This window comes from Hoeflea sp. BAL378 (assembly GCF_000759435.1).
In the GTDB taxonomy this organism is placed as follows: Bacteria; Pseudomonadota; Alphaproteobacteria; order Rhizobiales; family Rhizobiaceae; genus Hoeflea.
This window is the reverse complement of sequence record NZ_JRJG01000028.1, coordinates 1-15118: the sequence shown is the minus strand read 5'-3', so window position 1 is coordinate 15118 and position 15118 is coordinate 1. Positions and strand designations below refer to the sequence as shown.

Genomic DNA, 15118 nt, shown 5'->3' with positions numbered 1-15118 from the left:
GCAGGATCGGTCCGCACCAGCGCAAAAGCGGCCCGGAATCCGAAGCTGATTTAAATCTTGCAATCGCTCAAAGCCCGATACAGACTGGGCTGTCTTCAACCATTGAAAGGAGGTGATCCGATGTCGAGTGATTCCCAAAAGCCGGTTCGTACGATTCGGATTGCCGGACTTCGGAGCAGCCTCTGAAGAGCCGGTGATACTGGCAAGTCCCGGTCCTTCTCGAAGCGATCGGGCAGGCGTCCAACCGGCGCTGGAATTCACGAAGGCCACCCCTCGCGGGTGGCCTTTTTGATTCCGTTCACTCGTTGGCGCAGACTGCCTTCACCCGCCTGCCGCCCGCGTAGGGCCGCGCCAGTCCGCTTTCCAGCATGGCCGCGGCGATGTCGCGCGTGCCGGCCCTGAGATCGGCCAGCACTCGGCCGTAATACTTGCCGCCGGAGACGTTGATCAGGTCGACGGTGGAGAATCCCGAGACAAGCCGCTCGAGCTCGACGCGGGCCAGGTTCGCCGCCATCCGTTCCTGCGCGCATGACGACCGGTGTTCCGGCGTGTCGATGCCGCGCAGCCTTACCGAGACCCGCACGGCGTGCCCCGGCCAGGGATGGGCGTCGACCAGCAGCGTGTCGCCGTCGATGATCCTGACAATGCGGGCGGACACCGGGCCGGCGACGCTGCGCCACTCGTCCTGACTTGCCCCCGCCGCGTGGACCGAAACCAGCACCAGCATGTGGGCAAGGGCAAACGCGGACAGGCGGGGAAGGGTGATTCGCATGATAGAGGAATATATTCCTTTATCCTTGCCGGATCAACCGTCGCCGGGTCTTAAAAGTCGATGGCGCGGCCGTTGATTTCCCAGTCGCCGAAGCGGGCCGGATCGGCGCCGCCGCGGCCGCCGATTTCCTTCTCGGCGGCTTGACGCTGCTGCTCCCGCGCCTGCCGCCGCGCCTCGGCCTCGGCCAGGGCGCGTTTGGCTGCGGGGCTCAGCACCCGCTCGGCGGTGGTTCCGGCGGTGTCGACTGAGCCTGGCTCAGCGGAAGGAGGAGAATTCGTGGTCATGAGCTGGTCCGCCAGATTGGCCTTCGCATTGAAGAATAGCTTGAAGCCTCCCATCTTTAACGCCACAAGCAACAAAAACCAAATCCCCGGACCCCGGGCAATTGGTCGCTGGAAAGGATGACGGGCATGAACCTTGTTCGCACTGCTATGTTGATTGCTCTGATGACCGCCCTGTTCATGGGCGTCGGCTACCTCATCGGCGGCGCCGGCGGCATGATGATCGCGTTCCTTGTCGCCGCCGCGATGAACCTGTTTTCCTACTGGAACTCCGACAAGATGGTGCTCAGGATGCACCATGCGGTCGAGGTGGATGAGCGCACCGCACCGGAATTCTACCGGATCGTCGCCGATCTGGCGCAGAATGCCGGCCTGCCGATGCCCAAGGTCTATGTGATCCGCAACGCCCAGCCCAATGCCTTCGCCACCGGCCGCAATCCGGAAAACGCCGCCGTGGCGGCTTCCACCGGCCTGCTCGAGACGCTCACCGATGAGGAGGTCGCCGCGGTGATGGCGCATGAGCTGGCGCATGTGCAGAACCGCGACACGCTGACCATGACGATCACCGCGACGCTGGCCGGCGCGATCTCGATGCTCGGCAATTTCGCCTTCTTCTTCGGCGGCAACCGCAACAACAACAATCCGCTCGGCATCATCGGCGTGCTGGTGGCGGTGATCGTCGCGCCGCTGGCGGCGATGATCGTGCAGATGACCATCAGCCGCACCCGCGAATATGCCGCCGACCGGCGCGGCGCGGAGATTTGCGGCAATCCGCTGTGGCTCGCCTCGGCTTTGAGGAAGATCGCCGGCCGCGCCGGCCGCATCGTCAACGAGGACGCCGAACGCAACCCCGCCACCGCCCACATGTTCATCATCAACCCGCTCAACGGCCAGCGCATGGACAGCCTGTTCTCCACCCACCCGGCCACCGAGAACCGCATCGCGGCGCTCGAGGCGATGGTGGCGGAATTCGCGCCGGCGCCGGCCGCTGCCGATTCGCCGGGACCCTGGGGCCGTGACGGCGCGGTCCGGAAGGGACCGTGGTCTTGACCGGCGTGCGGTCCGCCGGAGCCCGCCGGCGGCCAGGCAAGAGCCAGTCCCGCCCGGATCAAAATGATGCCAAGCCCGGCCTCGCCGCCCGCCAGGCCGCCGCGCGGCTGCTGTCGGCGGTGACCGAAAGCCGGGCCTCGCTCGACGGGCTTCTCGATCCGGCAGGCGGCAACCCGGCTTTCACCGCTCTTGGCGACCAGGACCGGCTGCTGGTGCGGGCGATCCTCCTGTCGGCGCTCCGGCATCTCAGGGTGATCGACGCGACGATCGACTCGCTGGTCGAGACGCCGCTGCCCGACGGGGCGCGCGCGCTCAGGCAGGTGCTGCGGGTGGCAGCGGCGCAGATCCTCTATCTCGACGTTCCCGATCGCGCCGCGGTGGACCTCGCGGTCAGCCAGGCGGATTCGGACCCCAGAAACCGGCGCTTTTCCGGCCTCGTCAATGCGCTGCTGCGGCGGCTGGCGCGGGAGAAGGACGAGCTCCTGCCCCGGATCGCCGCGAGTACGCCGGATTTTCCGGACTGGTTCGAAAGCCGGCTCAGCACATCCTATGCCGCCGACGCCGCGGCGATCCTCAAGCTTCTCTCGGAGCCGCCGGCGCTCGACCTGACGGTCAAGGCGGACCCTGCCAGCTGGGCCGAAAAGCTGGGCGGCGTGGTGCTGCCGACCGGCTCTGTCCGCATCGGGCGGCCCGACGGCCCGGTGTCGGGCCTGGAAGGCTTTGACGACGGCGCTTGGTGGGTGCAGGACGCAGCCGCCAGCCTGCCGGCGCAACTGTTCTCGCGGCTCGAGGGTCTCGAGATCGCCGATCTCTGCGCCGCGCCCGGCGGCAAGACCGCGCAGTTGGCGCTCGCCGGCGCGCGCGTGACGGCGTGCGACCAGTCCGCCAACAGGCTCGAACGGCTCTGCGGCAATCTCGAGCGCCTCGGCCTCGAGGTGGAGACCCGCCTGACCCGGGCGCAGGACCTCGTGGCGCCGGACGGGTTCGACGGCGTGCTCCTCGACGCGCCCTGCTCGTCGACCGGCACCGTTCGCCGGCATCCCGACATTCCCTACACCAAGACGCCCGAGGACATCACGCGGCTGGCGCGGGTGCAGCGCGACCTGCTCGACCATGCGGCGGGCCTGGTGCGGGGGGGCGGCGAGCTGGTGTTTTCCAATTGCTCGCTCGATCCGGAAGAGGGCGAGGAGATGGTCGCGGGCTTCCTTGCCGATCATCCCGACTGGAAGATCCGGCCGGTCGACGCCTCGCGCTGGCCCGGCCTCGAATCGGCCATCACCGAGAAGGGCGAGGTCCGCACCCATCCGGCGATGCTCGCCCATGAAGATCCGCGGCTGGCAGGTCTCGACGGATTTTACGCCGTGGTGCTGACCCGGCGGTGAAGCATCGGGCAGGCACGCGGCGCCGCAGCAAGCAAAGCGCCGTCTTCGGCAACCAACACCCACCAAACCCGGGAAAGATTACTGTCGGATATTGGCGGTCCGCGGCGCGCTTCATTGCGCCCCTTCGTCCAGCATGAGGCAGTTGAACAAAATATCCACTGTGTTACGATTCCGGTCCGGTGGAGGGCCGGGACCCGTTTTCAGGATTTCCCGTTTGGCATTTTCGGTGGTTGATTCGCAACGCTCGGCGTATTTGTACGGGGCGGAGATGTGGCGGCGGTTTGCCCGCCGCATGGCCCTGGGACGAATCAACGCCATGCGGTTTGCAGGCGGGACGCCCGACCGGCTGGTCGTGGCGCCGATTGATCTGCGCATCGCCGATTCCCATATCGCCGAGGAGATCTATTCCGGACGCTTCGCCATGGGCGGCACCATGGTCGATACCGGCGGCGGCAGTCCCTTCCAGGTGGAAGCGCCCAACCGCGCCTTCGCCCGCAGCCTGCATGCCTTCGGCTGGCTCAGGCACATGCGGGCGGCGGACCACGATCTGGCCTGCGCCAATGCGCGCGCGCTGGTGGACGACTGGATCACGGTCGAGGGCCGGCATCTCAACGGCCTGGGTTTTCAGCCCGAGGTTCTCGCCAGCCGGCTGATTGCCTGGTTCTCCCATTCGCCGATCGTGCTACGCGGCGCCGATCACGGCTTCTACCGGCGGTTCCTCAAGAGCATCGCGCTGCAGACGCGCTATCTCAGGCATGTGACCGCGGCGATGCCCGCCGATGCGGTCCGCTTCCGGGCCCGGATCGCGCTGGCGATGGCGAGCCTGTGCCTTCCCGCCAGCGCCGGCACGGTCCGCTCCGCCTCGCGGCATCTCGACGCCGAATTCGATCTGCAGATCCTGCCCGACGGCGGGCACACCTCGCGCAACCCGATGGTGTTGATCGACCTTTTGACCGACCTGCTGCCGCTCCGGCAGACCTATGTCAATCTCGGCCAGAAACCGCCGGCCAAGATGGCCGCGGGGATGGACCGGATGTTCTCGGCGCTCCGGTTCTTCCGCCATTCCAATGGCGAGCTCGCTTTGTTCAACGGCGCGTCGGCGATGTCGGCGGACCGCATGCTCGGCGTGCTGCGCTATGACGAGACCTCGGGGACGGCCTATCGCGAGATGCCGCATTCGCGCTATCAGCGGCTGACGGCGGCGAACACTGTGCTGATCGCCGACACCGGACCGCCGCCGAAGGACCGGATGTCGACGACGGCGCATGCGGGATGCCTGTCCTTCGAGCTGTCCTCGGGCGCCAACCGTTTCATCGTCAACGCCGGCGCGCCGGTGACCTATCATCCGCGGCATGCGGAGTTCGCCCGGCTGACCGCGGCGCACAGCACCCTGACGCTCGACGACAGTTCCTCGCTGAAGATCTCGCATTCCGCCTTCCTCGGGCCGATCGTCACCGGCGGCGTGCGGCGGGTCACGGTCGAATCACTCGACCAGGAGGCAAGGCAGCTCGGCTTCGTCGCCACCCATGACGGCTATGTCAGCAGCCTCAAGCTCCTGCACCGGCGCAGGATCCGCCTGCTCGCCTCCGGGCACGAGGTGCAGGGCCGCGACGAGGTGCTCCGGCTCGACGAGACCGCGCCCGCGCCCGACAACCGGACGGTCGGCGTGGCCAGGTTCCACGTGCATCCGAAGATCGCCGTCTCGCAGGACGAGGACGGCGCGGTGCACATGACAGCCGGCGACGGCGAATCCTGGGTGTTTCTCGCGCGCGACCTGACGCCGCGGATCGAGGAGGATGTCCATTTCGCCGATCTCGCCGGGGCGCGCACCAGCAAGCAGATCGTGCTCGAGTTCACCGTCGGGGAAACCCCGCGGGTCGACTGGAAGCTGATCCGCACCACCCTGCCGCGCGCGGAAGCCTGATCCGCCCTTGCCGCAGCCGATCCGGCGGGGATCCCGCACGACCGGACAAGCGCCGCGCCTGCGCCGATTTGCGTGTTTTACAGACCGGCCTGCTGTGCTAACCCCATGCCGGCGCCGCCTGGCTGATGCGGCAAGTATGAGGGGATCTCCATGGCTGTAGTTTCCAAGAACCATCCCGTGCCGGAGCTGGTGCGGGTCCGCCGCGCCCTGCTTTCGGTGTCGGACAAATCCGGGCTGGTCGCGTTCGCCCGCGGGCTTGCCGCGGCCGGCGTCGAGCTGGTCTCGACCGGCGGCACGCGCACCGCGCTCGAACAGGCGGGCCTCGCGGTCCGGGACGTCTCCGACCTGACGTCGTTTCCCGAAATCATGGATGGAAGGGTCAAGACCCTGCATCCGGGCGTGCATGGCGGATTGCTCGCCATCCGCGACGATGAGGAGCACCGGGCGGCGATGCAGGCGCACGCCATCGCCGAGATCGATCTCGCCGTGGTCAATCTCTATCCTTTCGAGGAGACCGTGGCCTCCGGCGCCGACTACGCGACCAGCGTCGAGAATATCGACATCGGCGGGCCGGCGATGATCCGCGCCGCGGCCAAGAACCATGCCTATGTGACGATCGTCACGGATCCGGAAGATTATTCCCGCGTGCTGGCCGCGCTCGAAAGCCATGACGGCTCGGTACCCCTCGGCCTGCGGCGCGAGCTGGCGGCGCTGGCCTTTGCCCGCACCGCCGCCTACGATGCCGCGGTCTCGGGCTGGTTCGCCGGCGAGATCGATCTGGCGGCGCCGCGCCACCGGGCGTTCGGCGGCCGGCTCATCGACGTGATGCGCTATGGCGAGAATCCGCACCAGACGGCGGCCTTTTACGCCACCGGCGACCGTCGTCCCGGCGTGGCCAGCGCCAGGCTGCTGCAGGGCAAGCAGCTCTCCTACAACAACATCAACGACACCGACGCGGCCTTCGAACTCGTCAGCGAATTCGATCCCGACACGGCGGCCTGCGCCATCATCAAGCACGCCAATCCCTGCGGCGTCGCCGTGGGCGGAAGCCTTGTCGACGCCTACCGGCGGGCGCTCGTCTGTGACCAGACCTCGGCCTTCGGCGGCATCATCGCCTTCAACCGCGCGCTCGATGCGGAAACGGCCGCCGAGATCGTCAAGCTGTTCACCGAGGTGATCATCGCGCCGGAGGCCAGCGACGAGGCGCGCGAGATCCTGTCGACCAAGAAGAACCTGCGGCTGATGACCACCGGCGGCCTCGCCGATCCGCTGCAGCCCGGCATCACCGTCAAGACCGTCGCCGGCGGGCTGCTGGTGCAAAGCCGCGACAATGGCCGCGTGCTTCCGGCCGATTTCAAGGTGGTGACCAGACGGGTGCCGGATGCGCGCGAGCTCGCCGATCTCGAATTCGCCTTCCGCGTCGCCAAGCACGTCAAGTCCAATGCCATCGTCTATGCGCTGGACGGTGCCACGGTCGGCATCGGCGCCGGGCAGATGAGCCGGGTCGATTCGGCCCGGATCGCCGCACGCAAGGCGGTCGACGCGGCGGAAGCGCTCGGGCTCGAAGCGCCGCTCACCAAGGGCAGCGTGGTGGCGTCGGATGCTTTCTTCCCCTTCGCCGACGGTTTGCTGTCGGCGATCGAGGCCGGGGCGACCGCGGTCATCCAGCCGGGCGGATCGATGCGCGACCAGGACGTGATCGACGCGGCCGATGCGGCCGGGATCGCCATGGTGTTCACCGGCATGCGCCATTTCCGCCACTGAGCGGCCGGCGGCGGACGGAGTTTTCGGGAATTGTCCATCCGTACCCGAGGTATGTTCGGTCCATACCCCAAGTACGGGGAAATGCTTCCGACCGGTTGATCAGACGGCGGCCGGCTTGCCCGACGGCTGGTCGGCCGGATAGGGCGTGCTCCAGAGGATCGCCAGGCCCGCGGCGAAGAAGACGATGATGGTGGCCATGCCGAGCCGGGGGGACCCGGAGAGCGCGGTCACCGTGGCGACCATGAAGGGCGCCAGGAAGCTGGTGGCGCGGCCGGCCAGCGCATAGATGCCGAAATAGCGCCCCGCCTCGTCCTCGGTGACGCTGCGCGCCATATAGGCGCGCGAGGAGGCCTGGACCGGCCCGAAGGCGATGCCGATCAGGAGCCCGAAGGCGATATAGGCCTTTTCCGCGGCGGTGCCGAACAGGCCGCCCGAATCCGCGTCGCCCAGCATCAGGCCGCCGAAGAAGGTAAATCCGGGACCGGTCGAGACGATGCCGATGGTGGCGATCAGCAACAGCAGGATCGAGATCAGCACCACCGATTTCGAGCCGAGCCGCGTGTCGAGCCGGCTGGCATAGAGGCAGGAGAAGATCGCCACGACATTGAGCAGGATGCCGTAGACGCCGATCTCGGTGATCGACCAGCCGAACATGGCCGCCGCGAAGCCGCCGCCCAGCGCCAGCAGCGCGTTGACGCCGTCCTGGTAGATCATCCGGGCGACCAGGAAGCGGAAGATGCCGGCGCGCTGGCGCACCTCGCCGAGCGTCGATTTCAGCTCGATCAGGCCGTCGCGGATAGCGACCCCCATGGCGCGGCGGCCGCCCGCGTCGGGCGTGAAGAAGAACATGGGCAGGATGAAGACGGCGTACCACAGCGCCGAGATCGGCCCCGAGGCGCGGGCGTCCTCGCCCTGAAGCGGATCGAGCCCGAACAGCGGGTCGATGCCGATGAGGGTCTTGCCGGTCTCGGGGGAGGCCGCGAGGCAGGCGATGATGAAGATCAGCACGATCATGCCGCCAAGATAGCCGAGCCCCCAGGCGAGGTTGGACACCCGGCCGATCTGCGCCTTGGGCACGAGCCGCAGCAGCATCGAATCATTGAAGACGATCGAGAATTCGGCCGCCACCGAGGCGAGCGTGAACAGGGCGACGACGGCCACGAGGTTGGAGCCGGGGGCCGCGAACCACAATCCGCACAGCGCCAGGATCTTGATCAGCGCGAAGGTCGCGATCCAGGGCTTGCGCGGCCCGGTCTGGTCGGCGATCGAGCCCAGCACCGGCGACAGGATGGCGATGATGAAGCCGCCGGCGGCGATGCCGTAGCCCCAGGCGGCCTGGCCGGTGGCCGGGTCGCTCGCCATGCGCGAGATGAAATAGGGGCCGAAGATGAAGGTGGTGACGACGGTGAAGAAAGGCTGCGCCGCCCAGTCGAACATCATCCAGCCAAATACGCCCCGGCGGCGGACGACAGTCACCGGCGGCAACCCGATTGCATCGGACATTCGATCCATCCCCCCGTCAGGCCTGATGATGCCGATCCTGTCACGCGCGCAGGGATCGGGCAAGGTCGCTCAGCATCCCGGCGGCGACGGTGAGCTTGGCGACCGACAATTCGCCGCTGTCGGTGAGCGTCAGGATCTGGCTGCGGACATGGGCGATGCGGCCCTTGTTGGCGTCGAGCCAGTCGCCGGCGGGGTCCGCGGCCTTGGGATTGGCGTCGAGCGCGGTTGCGGCGATGATCCGCCGGGCCTCGAAGATCTCGTCGAGGCCGCGCGCCACCGCCAGACCCTCGAAATGGTCGGAGGCCTGGATCCGGTCCACCGCGGCGACGATCCGGCCGACGCGGAAGGCGTCGGTGACGGCGAAGAAGGCCTCCGTCGCCCGCGCCAGATCGGTGTTCGAGGTGGCGGCGACATGGCAGATGTCCGGCGCCAGCGCCAGGCCGCCCAGCCCGGCGATCTCGGCAGCGAGATCTTCCGGCACCGCCTCCGCCATCAGATCCGCCCGGATCGAGTCAGCCTCGTGCCGCATGAATTCCGGCATCGCCTCGGGCAGCTTGCCGCGCAGCCGGGCGATGCCCGCCTGCATCGATTTGACGGCCTCGGCGAGCTCGCCCTGCGCGGCGCCGGTCTTGAGCGCCCAGCTTGTGACTTCCTTCAGCGTCTGGCCGATCTGGGCATAGAGCCGGTTCTGGACGGCGCCGGGAACCCTGGTGTCGAGGGCATCGACCCGGGCATAGAGCGCCGTCAGCGACAGACCGTCGCGGGCCAGGACGAAGGCCTTGACGATCTCGGCCGCCGTCGCGCCGGACTTGTCCCCGAGCCCGATGACAAAGGCCGGGCCGCCGCGGTTGATCGCGTCGTTGCCGAGAATGGTCGCGATGATCTCGCGGCGCAGCCGATGGCTGGCGATGTCGGAGGCATGCGGCTTCTGCATCTTCTTCGGGAAATAGGAGCGCAGCGTCTGGTCGAAATAGGGCTCGTCGGGCAGCGAGCTGGCGACGATCTCGTCGAACAGCACAAGCTTGGCATAGGACAGCAGCACACCGATCTCGGGGCGCGTGAGTGCGTGGTCGCCGGCGATGCGCTCGGCGACGGCCGCATCGTCGGGCAGATACTCGACTTTGCGGTTGAGTAGGCCCCTCGCCTCGAGATTGCCCATCACCCGGTTGAGCTCGCCCACGCCGGAGATGCCTTCCGCCTCGGCGAGGGAGATCGCCAGCGTCTGCAGGTAGTTGTTGCGCAGCACCAGTTCCGCCACCTCGTCGGTCATCGAGGCGAGCAGGATGTTGCGCTTGGGCCGGGTCAGGCGGTTCTCGCGCATGGCGTTGGCCAGCGCGATCTTGATGTTGACCTCGACGTCGGAGGAGTTGACCCCGGCGGAATTGTCGATGGCGTCGGAGTTCAGCCGCCCGCCCCTCAGCGCATAGGCGATGCGGCCCTTCTGGGTGACGCCGAGATTGGCGCCCTCGCCGATCACCCTGGCGCGCACGTGCCGGGCGAGAACCCGGATCGCGTCATTGGCGCGGTCGCCGACATCGGCGTCGTTCTCGCCCATGTCCTTGATGTAGGTGCCGATGCCGCCAAACCACAGCAGGTCCGTCTCCATCGTCAGGATCGCGCTCATGATGTCCTGGGGCGCAACCCTGAGATGGCCGAGCCCGATTGCCGCCGCCGCCTCCGGCGTCAGGTCGACCGATTTGAGCGTGCGCGGAATGATCATGCCGCCCGCGGACAGCTTGGACCGGTCGTAGTCCTGCCAGCTCGAGCGGCTGAGGTCGAACAGCCGGCTGCGTTCGGCAAACCCTGTCTCGCAATCGGGATCGGGATCGATGAAGATGTCGCGGTGGTCGAAGGCCGCGACCAGCCGGATCTTCCGGGACAACAGCATGCCGTTGCCGAAGACGTCGCCCGACATGTCGCCGACGCCGGCGACGGTGAACGGCGTGGTCTGGATGTCGATGTCCATTTCGCGGAAATGCCGCTTGACCGCCTCCCAGGCGCCGCGCGCGGTGATGCCCATCTTCTTGTGGTCATAGCCGGCGGAGCCGCCGGAGGCGAAGGCGTCGTCGAGCCAGAAATCCTGCTCCTGGCTCAGCGCATTGGCGGTGTCGGAGAAGGTTGCGGTGCCCTTGTCTGCGGCGACCACGAAATAGGGGTCGTCGGCGTCATGGCGGATGGTGTCGGCCGGCGGCACGATCGCGTCATTGACGATGTTGTCGGTCACCGACAGCAGGGTGCGGATGAACAGCTTGTAGGCCTCGCGGCCGGCCTCGAACACCGCGTCGCGGCCGCCCTCGACCGGCAGCTTCTTGGGATAGAAGCCGCCCTTGGCGCCGACCGGCACGATCACCGCGTTCTTGACCTGCTGCGCCTTGACCAGTCCCAGCACCTCGGTGCGGTAGTCCTGCGCCCGGTCCGACCAGCGCAGGCCGCCGCGGGCGACGGGGCCGAAGCGCAGATGCACGCCCTCGACTTCCGAGCCATAGACGAAGATCTCGCGGAAGGGGCGGGGCTCCGGCAATCCCTCGAGCTTCTTCGGATCGAGCTTGAAGGCCATCGCCGGGCGCGGCGCGCCGTCGGCGCCGGTCTGGAAATAATTGGTCCTCAGCGACGCCGCGATGGCGTTGACATAGCGCCGCAGGATCTTGTCGTCGTCGAGGCTCGGCACCTCGGTGAGCGCGGTCTCGATCTCCTCCATCAGCCGGGCGCTCTGCTTCTCGCGGGCGCCGGCCTCAAGCCGAATATCGAACCGGATCCGGAACAGTTCGAACAATTTGGCGGAAATGCCGGCATGACGGTTGAGGCTGTGGGCGATGTATTCCTGGGAATAGGCGATGCCCGCCTGCCGCAGATAGCGCGCATAGGCCCTAAGCACGGTCGCCTCGCGCACCGAAAGGCCGGCATTGGTCACCAACCGGTTGTAGCTGTCATTGTCGGTGTGGCCGCGCCAGACCGACAGGAACGCCTCCTCGAGCCGCGCGCCGTCGGACGCCAGGTCGATCAGGCGGCCGTCCTCGTGGGCGATTTCCATGTCGTGCACGAAGACGGTGCTCGAGGATCCGGCCTTTTCGTCGAGAAAGATCTCGTGGGTCTGCTCGCTGATCACCTGGAAGCCGAGATTCTCGAGAAGCGGCACCCGGCGCGACAGCGACACCGGTTCGCCGGCATGGAAGATCTTCAGCGCCAGATGGTCCTCGGCGGTGTTGTCGCCGCGGTAGAAGGCGATCCGGATCGCGCCGGGCGCCTTGCAGGCCAGGATGTCGCCGATATCGGCCAGCGCCTCCTCGGGCCGGAACCTCTCTTTGTAGGACGGGCTCACGCCCATCCGCGCGGCGTTGGCCCCGCCGAGTGCGCGGAACTGGTCCTCCCAGCGGGTGACGATGGAGCGGACGTCGCGTTCGAGCTGCTCCTGCGAGACCTGCGGCGTCTTGCCCTCGGAGCGGCCGATGATGAAATGCACGCGTGCCACGCCGCCTTCCGGAAAGGCGGGATAGTAAGCCGACACACGACCGTTGTAGACGGTCTTGAAATAGGCGCCGATGCGTTCGCGGGCGACCGAATCATACTGGTCGCGCGGCACATAGACGATCAGCGAGACGAAGCGGTCGAAATGATCGATCCGCGGCAGCACCCGGACCCGGGGCCGGTCGGACAGTTCGTTGATCTGGTAGCAGAACCGCGCCAGCATCTGGGTGTCGATCTGGAACAGGTCGTCCCGCGGATAGGCCTCGAGCGTGTTGAGCAGCAATTTGCCGGAATGGCTTTCGGGGTCGTAGCCGAATTCGGAGACGACCGCCTGCACCTTGGAGCGGAGCAGGGGGATGCGGGTGACCGAGCCGGTATAGGCGGTGGAGGTGAAAAGCCCGACCACGCGCAGCTCGCCGATCACTTTGCCCTTCCTGTTGAACCGCTTGATGCCGATATAGTCCATATAGGCGCGGCGATGGACCACCGAGCGGGCATTGGCCTTGGTGACGATCAGAAAATCCGGCCCCTGCAGGAATTGCAGGATCTCGGGCGTGGTGGTGACCTGGTCCTTGCCGAGCCGCAGCACCAGCACGTCGGGATCGGAGAGGATGCCGAGTCCTTCCGACGAGGCCCGGCTCAACTGCGCGGTCTCGCCGTCGCCGGAATAGACATATTCGCGCATGCCGAGAAAGGTGAAATTGTTGTCTCTCAGCCAGGCGATGAAGGCGAGCGCCTCCTGCCGGGCCGGCTCGACGCTCTTGTCGACGTCGAGCGCCACCAGATCGGCGGCGCTGTGGTCGATCATCGCCAGCATGGCTTTCCAGTCGCCCACCGCCGCGCGGATCTGGTCGAGCACATAGCGCACCCGCTCGGCGAGCTTCGCGGAGGCTTCCTCGCCGAGCCGCGGCATGTGGATCTGGATGTGGCTGACCCGCTGCTTGGGCTCGCTGCCGTCGCCATGCGAGAACAGCACCGCCGGCGCGTCGCCCGAGACGACCAGGATCGGGTGCAGCGCCATCAGGATGTCGCGCACCTCCGAGGTGACTTCGCCCATGACCGAATCATAGAGGAACGGCTTGTTCAGCGTGGTGATCGACAGGACGGTGACATCGCGGCCGTCGGTCGTGGCCTTGTCGACATCGACCAGGCTCACCCGGGCGGTCGTGCCGTCCCAGGCGCGAAGCTCGGTCTCGGCAAGCACGGCGTAGCTGGCCAGCGTGCTGGCCGGGAAATGCCTGAGATCGTCGACGCTGGCGCGGGAGAACAGCACGTCCGGATCGACATGCGGCTTTTTGCCCCTTTCGGCGATGGACGCAGCCTCCGCAAGCAGCGTTTCCGACCCGCGTGTGTTCCCGACCGTCATCCCAGTCCCTCCAAGGCTTGATCTTTGGCCGAAACCTAGCAGAAGTGTCAGGCAATGCGACCTGATTTCCTGGAAAAGCTCACCCGCGGAGGAAAAAACGTGAAAAAACCAGATGAAGCCGTCACAGCCCTGTCATGTGAGACGGAAACCACATTGAGCCCGGCCATGACCGCCTATTTCGCCAAGTGCGAGGAAAAACTGGGCATGGTGCCGAACGTGCTCAAGGCCTATGCGTTCAACACCGAAAAGCTCGAAGCCTTCGTCGCCTTCTACAACGACCTGATGCTCGGCGCATCCAATCTGAGCAAGCTCGACCGCGAACTGATCGCGGTGGCGGTGTCGTCCGTCAACCACTGCTACTACTGCCTGACCGCCCACGGCGCCGCGGTCCGTTACCTGTCGGGCAGCCCCGAGCTCGGCGAGCAGATGGTGATGAACTACCGGGCGGCGGAGCTCGAGCCGGCCCAGCGCGCGATGCTCGATTTCGCCGTGCTGGTGACCGAGGACCCGGCGCGGATCGTCGAGGCCGACCGGCAGCGACTGCGCGACCACGGCTTCAGCGACCGCGACATCTGGGACATCGCCGCGGTCGCCGCCTTCTTCAACATGACCAACCGCATGGCGTCGGCCACTGACATGCGGCCCAATCCCGAGTATCACGGCCTTGCGCGATGACGCGGGCACGGCCGCGCCGGAGCCGGACCGGGGCGGGCATGTTCCTGGTCGCGGCCGGGGTCTGATTGCTCCAGCGGGCCGATAGGTGCTGTGCCCGGAGCATCGGGATGCTATGATGCGCAGGAACTCAAAGGGGCCGGGAGCCCGGATCATGAAAGACGACGAAACCGTTCGCCAGGCAAAACGCACGCTCGACCGCATCGGCGAGGAGGGCGGCCTGTCGGCGACGCCCGCGATGAAATCCGCCACCACCAGCGTGCGCGATCATTTTGCGGCGCGCGACGCCGACACCTCCGACAGGATCGAGGTGTGGGGCACGCGGATCGCGCGCGGCCTGGCGCTTGTCGCCTTCTGCGCGCTGGTGGTCTGGCTGCTCGGGCAGGTCTGGCGATGACGGCTGAGACTTCCCGCAATCCCGATATCCGGCCCTCGGTTATCGTGATCTCCAGCCATGTGGTGCGCGGTTCCGTTGGCAACCGGGCGGCGGTGTTCGCGCTCGAAACCCTGGGCTTCCCGGTCTGGGCGGTTCCCACGGTCATCCTGCCATGGCATCCGGGCCACTCGCGGGCGACGCGGATCGTGCCGCCGAGCGGGGATTTCAGCGCGCTGATCGATGATCTGTGCTCCGCGCCCTGGATCGGCGAAGTCGGCGCCGTGCTCAGCGGCTATCTCGGCGACGCCGGCCAGGCCGCCGACATCGCCCGGCTCGTCGGCGCGGTGCGCGAGGCCAATCCGAAGGCCGTCTACATGTGCGACCCGGTGATCGGCGACACCGGCGCGCTCTACGTGCCCGAACCGGTCGCCCAGGCGATCGGCTCGAAGCTGATCCCGATCGCCGACATCGCCACGCCAAACGTGCACGAGCTCGCCTGGCTCTCCGGCGCGCCGATGGCCGACATCCGGTCGATCATGGCGGCCGCCGAAACGCTGGGGCCC

Annotated in this window: 11 protein-coding genes; 7 read left to right on the top strand and 4 right to left on the bottom strand. The window is 67.2% G+C overall.

Going from position 1 to position 15118, the window contains the following annotated elements:
• Positions 1-298 precede the first annotated feature (298 nt).
• Together LL06_RS07960 and LL06_RS07955 are read right to left on the bottom strand one after the other, a co-directional pair.
• Positions 299-772 carry a thermonuclease family protein gene (locus LL06_RS07960; protein ID WP_244447077.1) on the bottom strand — a complete coding sequence of 158 codons (474 nt, stop codon included), beginning with the start codon at positions 770-772 and terminating at the stop codon, positions 299-301.
• Between the two features lie 50 nt (positions 773-822).
• On the bottom strand, positions 823-1056 hold the full coding sequence (locus LL06_RS07955) for a DUF1674 domain-containing protein (protein WP_035524748.1): 234 nt from the start codon (positions 1054-1056) through the stop codon (positions 823-825).
• Between the two features lie 126 nt (positions 1057-1182).
• Here LL06_RS07955 and htpX point away from each other — a divergent pair, with 126 nt between their 5' ends.
• The 4 genes from htpX to purH all read left to right on the top strand — a co-directional run bounded on the left by htpX (position 1183) and on the right by purH (position 7173).
• Positions 1183-2103 (top strand): zinc metalloprotease HtpX, encoded by a 921-nt coding sequence (gene htpX, locus LL06_RS07950; protein WP_035524746.1) that lies wholly within the window; start codon positions 1183-1185, stop codon positions 2101-2103.
• Positions 2100-3485: an RsmB/NOP family class I SAM-dependent RNA methyltransferase gene (locus LL06_RS07945; protein ID WP_035524743.1), complete on the top strand. Its 1386-nt coding sequence runs from the start codon at positions 2100-2102 to the stop codon at positions 3483-3485. Before htpX ends, LL06_RS07945 begins: the two co-directional genes overlap by 4 nt.
• Positions 3486-3777: 292 nt before the next feature.
• Positions 3778-5409 carry a heparinase II/III family protein gene (locus LL06_RS07940; protein ID WP_244447076.1) on the top strand — a complete coding sequence of 544 codons (1632 nt, stop codon included), beginning with the start codon at positions 3778-3780 and terminating at the stop codon, positions 5407-5409.
• A gap of 150 nt (positions 5410-5559) precedes the next feature.
• Positions 5560-7173, top strand: a complete 1614-nt coding sequence (purH, locus tag LL06_RS07935; RefSeq protein WP_035524672.1) for a bifunctional phosphoribosylaminoimidazolecarboxamide formyltransferase/IMP cyclohydrolase — start codon at positions 5560-5562, stop codon at positions 7171-7173.
• Between the two features lie 99 nt (positions 7174-7272).
• On the opposite strand, the gene LL06_RS07930 is transcribed toward purH, so the two are convergent.
• A complete protein-coding gene (locus tag LL06_RS07930) occupies positions 7273-8676 on the bottom strand; it encodes an MFS transporter (RefSeq protein WP_052161305.1) in 1404 nt (467 codons plus the stop codon).
• A 40-nt stretch (positions 8677-8716) separates the two neighbouring features.
• Entirely contained in the window at positions 8717-13507 is a 4791-nt protein-coding gene (locus tag LL06_RS07925) for an NAD-glutamate dehydrogenase (protein WP_052161304.1), read from the bottom strand.
• 129 nt (positions 13508-13636) lie between these two features.
• On the opposite strand from LL06_RS07925, the gene LL06_RS07920 reads away from it, so the two are divergent.
• The 3 genes from LL06_RS07920 to pdxY all read left to right on the top strand — a co-directional run.
• Complete coding sequence (locus LL06_RS07920; RefSeq protein ID WP_035524732.1) at positions 13637-14182, top strand: peroxidase-related enzyme; 546 nt, start codon at positions 13637-13639, stop codon at positions 14180-14182.
• Positions 14183-14333: 151 nt separating this feature from the next.
• A complete protein-coding gene (locus tag LL06_RS07915; RefSeq protein WP_035524669.1) occupies positions 14334-14576 on the top strand; it encodes a hypothetical protein in 243 nt (80 codons plus the stop codon).
• The coding region (gene pdxY, locus LL06_RS07910; RefSeq protein ID WP_035524730.1) for a pyridoxal kinase at positions 14573-15118 on the top strand (546 nt) is incomplete at its 3' end. The genes LL06_RS07915 and pdxY, both read left to right, overlap by 4 nt.

Excerpts from the sequence above, each read along its gene's own strand:
- LL06_RS07960 (WP_244447077.1), bottom strand. The coding sequence starts at position 772 with ATGCGAATCACCCTTCCCCGCCTGTCCGCGTTTGCCCTTGCCCACATG.
- LL06_RS07955 (WP_035524748.1), bottom strand. The coding sequence starts at position 1,056 with ATGACCACGAATTCTCCTCCTTCCGCTGAGCCAGGCTCAGTCGACACC.
- htpX (WP_035524746.1), top strand. The coding sequence starts at position 1,183 with ATGAACCTTGTTCGCACTGCTATGTTGATTGCTCTGATGACCGCCCTG.
- LL06_RS07940 (WP_244447076.1), top strand. The coding sequence starts at position 3,778 with ATGGCCCTGGGACGAATCAACGCCATGCGGTTTGCAGGCGGGACGCCC.
- purH (WP_035524672.1), top strand. The coding sequence starts at position 5,560 with ATGGCTGTAGTTTCCAAGAACCATCCCGTGCCGGAGCTGGTGCGGGTC.
- LL06_RS07930 (WP_052161305.1), bottom strand. The coding sequence starts at position 8,676 with ATGTCCGATGCAATCGGGTTGCCGCCGGTGACTGTCGTCCGCCGCCGG.
- LL06_RS07925 (WP_052161304.1), bottom strand. The coding sequence starts at position 13,507 with ATGACGGTCGGGAACACACGCGGGTCGGAAACGCTGCTTGCGGAGGCT.
- LL06_RS07915 (WP_035524669.1), top strand. The coding sequence starts at position 14,334 with ATGAAAGACGACGAAACCGTTCGCCAGGCAAAACGCACGCTCGACCGC.